The 6,988-nt window shown below is 65.3% G+C and carries 4 protein-coding genes; 3 read left to right on the forward strand and 1 reads right to left on the reverse strand.

What is annotated here, in order from left to right; translation table 11 throughout:
* The first annotated feature begins 170 nt into the window (after nt 1-170).
* The 3 genes from clpB to ASD80_RS02105 all read left to right on the forward strand — a co-directional run bounded on the left by clpB (nt 171) and on the right by ASD80_RS02105 (nt 4,831).
* Nucleotides 171-2,786 carry an ATP-dependent chaperone ClpB gene (clpB, locus tag ASD80_RS02095; protein WP_056228319.1) on the forward strand — a complete coding sequence of 872 codons (2,616 nt, stop codon included), beginning with the start codon at nt 171-173 and terminating at the stop codon, nt 2,784-2,786.
* 204 nt (nt 2,787-2,990) lie between these two features.
* The gene (locus tag ASD80_RS02100; RefSeq protein WP_056228322.1) at nt 2,991-3,329 is read left to right on the forward strand and encodes a VOC family protein; all 339 of its coding nucleotides are present in this window, start codon (nt 2,991-2,993) and stop codon (nt 3,327-3,329) included.
* 29 nt (nt 3,330-3,358) lie between these two features.
* The gene (locus tag ASD80_RS02105; protein ID WP_244488912.1) at nt 3,359-4,831 is read left to right on the forward strand and encodes an MFS transporter; all 1,473 of its coding nucleotides are present in this window, start codon (nt 3,359-3,361) and stop codon (nt 4,829-4,831) included.
* Here ASD80_RS02105 and ASD80_RS02110 read toward each other — a convergent pair.
* Nucleotides 4,828-6,801 carry a M23 family metallopeptidase gene (locus ASD80_RS02110; RefSeq protein ID WP_056228329.1) on the reverse strand — a complete coding sequence of 658 codons (1,974 nt, stop codon included), beginning with the start codon at nt 6,799-6,801 and terminating at the stop codon, nt 4,828-4,830. The two genes, ASD80_RS02105 and ASD80_RS02110, sit on opposite strands and share 4 nt — an antisense overlap.
* Nucleotides 6,802-6,988 lie beyond the last annotated feature (187 nt).

Genomic DNA, 6,988 nt, shown 5'->3' on the forward strand with positions numbered 1-6,988 from the left:
GGTGTGGCGGATCGCTGCCCCCCGCCCCCCTCTTTTCCCCCGCCAAATGCTCCCCATATACTGGTCGTGATGGAGCAGCGCTGCGTGTCAGGCGTTTCATCGGACGACGCTTCCGCCGTGTGTTCAGGTGCTTTCGGGGCCGGGCAGCGGGCGAGACAAGGAGAGTTGCATTGAATATCGAGAAATATACCGAGCGGGCTCGCGGTTTCATCCAGAGCGCGCAGACCATGGCGTTGGGCAAGGGCCATCAGCAGTTCGCTCCCATCCACCTGCTCAAGGTCCTGCTCGACGACGACCAGGGCATGGCCAACGGGCTGATCGAACGCGCCGGGGGCGACCCCAAGGCCGCGCGGGCGGCGGTCGAGGCAGCGATTGCCAAAATCCCGACCGTGTCCGGCGATGCCGGCCAGCTCTATCTCGGGCGCGAATTGGCGCGGGTCTTCGACACCGCCGAAAGCGCGGCGCAGAAAGCCGGCGACAGCTACGTCACCGTCGAGCGCCTGCTGCTGGCTTTGGTGGTCGAAAAGGACAGTGATGCCGGCAAGATCCTCAGTTCGGCCGGCCTGACGCCGCAGACGCTCAATGCCGCCATTGAAGCCATCCGCAAGGGCCGTACGGCCGACTCGGCCTCGGCCGAGAACAGCTATGATGCGCTCAAGAAATATGCCCGCGACCTGACCGAGGATGTGCGCGAGGGCAAGCTCGACCCGGTCATCGGGCGCGACGAGGAAATCCGCCGCACCATCCAGGTGCTGAGCCGCCGCACCAAGAACAATCCGGTTCTCATCGGCGAACCCGGCGTCGGCAAGACCGCCATCGCCGAGGGGCTGGCCATCCGCATCGTCAATGGCGACGTGCCCGAGAGCCTCAAGAACAAGAGCCTGCTGTCGCTCGACATGGGTGCGCTGATTGCCGGCGCGAAATATCGCGGCGAGTTCGAGGAACGCCTCAAGGCCGTGCTCAGCGAAGTCACGTCGGCCGAGGGGCAGATCATCCTGTTCATCGACGAGATGCACACGCTGGTCGGCGCCGGCAAGGCCGACGGCGCCATGGACGCCTCGAACCTGCTCAAGCCCGCTTTGGCGCGTGGCGAACTGCATTGCGTGGGCGCGACGACGCTGGACGAGTATCGCAAGCATGTCGAGAAGGATCCGGCTCTGGCCCGTCGCTTCCAGCCGGTCTTCGTCGACGAACCCACGGTGGAAGACACGATCTCGATCCTGCGAGGCCTCAAGGAAAAGTACGAGCTGCATCACGGCATCCGGATTTCCGATTCGGCGCTGGTGAGTGCTGCGACTCTTTCCAACCGCTACATCACCGACCGCTTCCTGCCCGATAAGGCCATCGACCTGATGGACGAGGCGGCGGCGCGCCTGCGCATGGCCGTCGATTCCAAGCCTGAAGCCCTCGACGAACTCGATCGCCGCATCATGCAGCTCAAGATCGAGCGCGAAGCCCTGCGCAAGGAAGAGGACGAAGGCTCCAAGACGCGGCTGGGGCGGCTCGAAACGGAGCTGGCCGATCTCGAAGAGCAGGCCCAGGCCCTGTCGGCCAAGTGGCTGGCCGAGAAGGAGCGCCTGCAGGGGTCGACCAGGATCAAGGAAGAGCTGGACGCAGCGCGCAGCCAGCTCGAAATCGCGCAACGTCAGGGCGACCTGGCCAAGGCCGGCGAGCTGGCCTATGGCGTGATCCCCGATCTGGAGAAACGGCTCAAGGCGGCCGACGACGCCAATGGCGATGGCAAGCCGGACCCGGTCATGGCCAAGGAGACCGTCGATTCGAGCGACATCGCCCAGGTGGTGAGCCGCTGGACCGGTATTCCCGTGGACCGGATGCTGGAAGGCGAGCGCGAGAAGCTGCTGCATATGGAGACTTCGCTCGGCGCCCGCGTCATCGGGCAGGCCGAAGCGGTGGCAGCCGTCGCCAAGGCGGTACGCCGGTCGCGCGCCGGTTTGCAGGATCCGAACCGGCCGATCGGCTCGTTCATGTTCCTCGGGCCAACCGGCGTCGGCAAGACCGAGCTGACCAAGAGCCTCGCCCAGTTCCTGTTCGATGACGAGACCGCCATGGTACGGCTCGACATGAGCGAGTTCATGGAGAAGCATTCCGTCGCCCGGCTGATTGGCGCGCCTCCGGGCTATGTCGGCTATGACGAAGGCGGCGTGTTGACCGAAGCGGTGCGGCGCCGGCCCTACCAGGTCGTGCTGTTCGATGAGATCGAGAAGGCGCATCCCGATGTGTTCAATGTGCTGCTTCAGGTGCTCGATGACGGGCGGCTGACCGACGGGCAGGGGCGTACGGTGGATTTCCGCAACACGGTGATCATCCTCACTTCGAACCTGGGCGCCGAATATCTCGTCGATCTCAAGGACGGGGATTCGGTCGAGCTGGTGCGCGGCAAGGTGCTCGACATGGTCAAGGCGGCGTTCCGGCCGGAATTCCTCAACCGCGTCGACGAAATCCTGCTGTTCCACCGGTTGGGCCGCGAGCATATGGGGTCGATCGTCGACATCCAGTTCGGGCGGCTGAAACAGCTGCTGAAGGATCGCGACATCAGCCTCGAGCTGACGCCGCGGGCTCGCGAGTGGCTGGCCAATGAGGGCTATGATCCGGCCTATGGCGCCCGCCCGCTGAAGCGGGTGATCCAGCGAACGGTGCAGGACGGGCTGGCCGAGGAAATCCTCGGCGGCAGGGTCAGCGATGGCTCCAATGTGGTGGTCGATGCCAATGAAGACGGCATCGTGCTGCTGCCTGATGGCAAGGCGGAAGCCGACGCCGCCGCCTGAACGGGACGGATAATCGTGAAAGGGCCGGTCACAGCGACCGGCTCTTTTTGTCGGCTGGACGCGATAATCGGGCGAGGTGTTGCAGGCAACGCTTGCGGGCGTTGACGGGTTTACTCCTGTGGCCAGTCGGGTTCGGGCGAGCTGATCCCGATTGCCTTGTCCGGATGGATCGAATAGAACAAAAAGAGAACAAGGAACAATCCGATGACCGACAAGATCGACTATGTCGAATTCCCCTCGACCAACCGCGCTGTCACCAGTGCCTTCTTCCAGGCCGCGTTCGGCTGGGGCATTACCAGCTATGGCCCGGACTATGACGGCATCAACCAGGCCGGGATCGATGGCGGCATCGACCAGGCCGCGCAAAAGGTGGCGGCGACCATGGCAGTGATCCGCACCGCGGATCTCGATGATGCCGAGCGGCGCGTGCTGGCCGCGGGCGGCACGATTACCCGGCCGCAATACGACTTTCCCGGCGGGCGACGTTTTCATTTCCGTGAGCCGGGCGGCAACGAGATGGCGGTGTATGTGGCGAAGGAATAGGCTCGCCAGGAATCAGCGCCGGACCCATCATGACCCACGATATCGCTTCGCCGCACAGCCGTCGTTTCGTGCTGGTGGCGGCCATTCTTGCGTCGAGCATGGGTTTCATCGACGGCTCGGTGATTTCCATCGCCATCCCATCCATCCGCGCCGATCTGGGCGCGACGCTGGCCGATGCGCAATGGATCAGCAATGGCTATCTGCTGTTCCTGTCCTCGCTCATCCTGCTGGGCGGGGCGGCCGGGGACCGGTTCGGGCTGCGCAACATGTTCGGGCTGGGCATTGCGGTGTTCGTGGCCGCCTCGATGGTCTGCGCATTGGCGCCGTCGCCGCTGGTGCTGGTGATCGCGCGGGCGGTGCAGGGGACGGGCGCAGCGTTCATGGTGCCGGGGAGTCTCGCTATTATCGCCAAGGCCTATCCGCGTGAGGAACGCGGCAGGGCCATCGGCGCCTGGGCGGCGGCGTCCTCGCTCACCACCATTGCCGGGCCGATCATTGGCGGCTTCGTGCTGACGGCGCTGGGCGACTGGAGCTGGCGGCTGGTGTTTGCCATCAACCTGCCGCTGGGCCTGGTGGCGCTGGCGCTGCTGTGGTTCCGCGTGGCGCCCGACCATCCCGAAGCCGGGCGGAAGCTCGATGTGATCGGGGCGGCGCTGGCGACATTGACGCTGATGCTCATCGCCTATGGGCTCACCGGCGATGGCAGCGAAAGCATGCCGCCGCTGTCGCACACTGTCCTGTGGTGCGGGGCCGGGCTGGTGCTGGCCGTGATGTTCATCATCTGGGAAAGGCGCAGCCTGCATCCGATGCTGCCGCTGCGGCTCTTTGCCAATCTCGGCTTTTCCGGCGCCAACGCGCTGACCTTCGCGCTGTATTTCGCCCTTGGCGGCACCATGTTCTATCTCCCCATGACCATGATTGGTGGGTGGGGGGAATCCCCGGCGACAGTATCGCTGGTGCTGCTGCCCCTAGGCATAAGTCTGACGCTGTTGTCGTCGCTGAGCGGCCAGTGGGCCGACCGGTTCGGCCCGGCGCCGCTGATTGCCGCCGGTTCGCTGCTGGTGGCCGCGGCGTTCGCAGCGCTGGGCGTGACGGCGCCGCTGCATGCCGTCTGGCTGGCGGTATTGCCGTCGATCGTGCTGCTGGGGCTGGGCATGGGGCTGGTGGTGTCGCCGCTCTCGACGGCGGTGATGACCTCGGTGGGCGATGGCGATACCGGCGTCGCGTCGGGCGTCAACAATGCCGTGGCGCGGGTGGCGGGTTTGGTGGCGGTGGCGCTGCTGGGCGCCGTGGTTGCTTCGGTTTTCGAGCAGAACCTTGACGCAGCGGCGGAACTGCCGATCTTTTTCGGCGTGGTCACCGAGGGGCTGAGCCCGGCCGAGGAAAGCCTGCGGCTGGCGGCGACCGATGCGGCTTTCGCAGCGGTCGCCTATGTCACGGCGGCGCTCAGCGTGGTTTCGGCACTGGTCGCCTGGCTGACGCTGGAGCGCAAGCGTCTCTAGTGATTGGCGTCGGCAACGGTGACCGGAGCAGGTTCACGCGCCATCAGGTCGTTGATCTGCGCCATGGTCTGGGCGAACTGGGCTTCATACTGCTGGGGCAGGACATTGTCCTTGGGCAGCTTCACACTCAACGGATCGACCAGGTTGCCGTTGATCTTGATCTCGAAATGCAGGTGCGGGCCGGTCGACTGGCCGGTAGTGCCGACATAGCCGATGATCTGGCCCTGGCGCACGGTGCTGCCCACGCCCAGCCCGTCGACATAGCGTGACATGTGGCCATAGGCGGTTTCGTAGCCGTTGACATGCTTGATCTCGACCTTGTTGCCGTAGCCGGACTGCCATTTGTAATATTCAATGACGCCATCGCCGGCGGCATAGATCGGGGTGCCCGAGGGGGCGGCGAGATCGACGCCGGTATGGAGCTTCCGCGTGTGGAAGATGGGGTGGATGCGATAGCCGAAGCGCGACCGCAACGTGCCGCCACCCTCCAGCGGCCGGCGCGACAGGAAGCGCTTGCCGGTTTCGCCATCGGGATCATAGAAATCGATCACGCCGTCATCGGTGCCGAAGCGATAAAGCTGGCGCGTGGTGCTGCCCAGCGTCAGGCCGACATAGAGCAGTTCGGTCCGGCCCTCGGCATCCGGCACGGTTTCCAGAAGCTCGATGGAATCGCCGGCGGTGATCTTCTTGGTCATGTCCACGTCATAGGCGAACATGCCGATGATGCGCTCGATGGTGGCATCGTCGAGGTCGTGCTTGCGGCCGGTCTCCCAGATGGAGCGATAGACGCTGGGCAGGTTGGCGACGTTGACTTCCTCGGTGTCTTCCTCGGGAAACTCCACGAAATCCGGTTCGATGCCGAGCACATACTGGCCCGTATCGGTGAGGGCCACGGTGGCCCGGTATTCGTAGCTGCCGTCGCTGCGCGGCGTATAAAGGCTCATGCGATAGGGGACGAGGCTGGTCGCGTCGTGGCTGAGCGGGCCGTAGAGAATGCGCAGCCGGGTGCGGGCGGCGAGATCGGTGCTGCGCAGTACATTGCGCAGCGCATCGGCCACCAGCGCGACCTGGTTGGCGGTAAAACCATTCTTGCCCAGCACGTCGTCGAGCGACGCCGCCTCGCGCAAGGTGAGGAAGCGTTCGGAGCGGCCGAGCGCGGCGTCGGCGGGCTGGGTGGTCTGCGGAACGATGGTGACATTCTCGGCCACCCCGCCCAGCGCACCGGTTCCCGGCAGCAGGCCGAGATCGCGTACCGTGGGGCCAAGCGCGGCATAGGCCAGCGTCGGTGGGGTGTCGTCGTCGCTGAAGAAGGTGGCCTCGACGACGCTGCGCACATATTCGGCGGCCGACTGATCGGAAATGGCGCGAGGCGGCACGAAGGTCATCGGCATGGCCGCGAGGCGAACCGCCACCTCGCCCTCCACTTCGGCGCCGTAGACGTCGGTATTGATATCGACATTGGCGGTGGCGGCGATGGGCTGGGTGGCGTTGAGAATGGCGACCGGATCGTAATCGGGCACGCCCTCGGAAAGCGAGGTCGGGGCCGTCGCCAGCGTGGCGCGGATGCGCGTGAAGGGCTGGTTGCGGATCATGTCGCGGCCATCGACCGTCTCGCGGATCGAGGCCTCGATGATTTCGAGATCGGAGCGGGTGGCGGTGACCGGCCGGACGCGGGAGGACTTGGCCGACATATCGGTGGGGGCCAGCGCTTCCGCCTTGGGGCGCGAAAGCTGCAGGGCCTCATAAGCCGTGGAGAAAGTGTCCTGGCCCTGGAAGGAGACATAAAGAGCGGCGCCCATGAGCAGCACGCTGGTCAGGCCCGTCATCACGGTGCCGGTCAGCCAGGCAAAACTCAGCTCGCGCCCATGGGGGATTTCACCATCGGTCGACTGCACCGTCAGCGCCGGGCTGTCCTCGAAGCCGGTGGCCTTGAGCAGCGCGGCATGGCGGTTTCTTTGCGCTGCGTTCAACGCCCCATCCTTTGATATGTCACGGCAGGTCCCCGTCCCGGTCTTGCGGCCGGGTGGCACGCTCGCGGGCCAGTGCGCTCGCATGCGTGCGCGGAGTCTATATCATCAGGCAGTGCTGATCCAAAAAAAATGCGGCGAAACTGCGGGTATGCGCCAGCGCCGGCCTGCGTCGTGGCCGACACCCTGA

The sequence above is a fragment of the Devosia sp. Root635 genome (assembly GCF_001427605.1).
Lineage (GTDB): Bacteria > Pseudomonadota > Alphaproteobacteria > Rhizobiales > Devosiaceae > Devosia.

Bases quoted from the DNA above. Each gene is read 5' to 3' on its own strand.
- ASD80_RS02100 (WP_056228322.1), top strand. From the start codon at position 2,991: ATGACCGACAAGATCGACTATGTCGAATTCCCCTCGACCAACCGCGCT.
- ASD80_RS02105 (WP_244488912.1), top strand. From the start codon at position 3,359: ATGACCCACGATATCGCTTCGCCGCACAGCCGTCGTTTCGTGCTGGTG.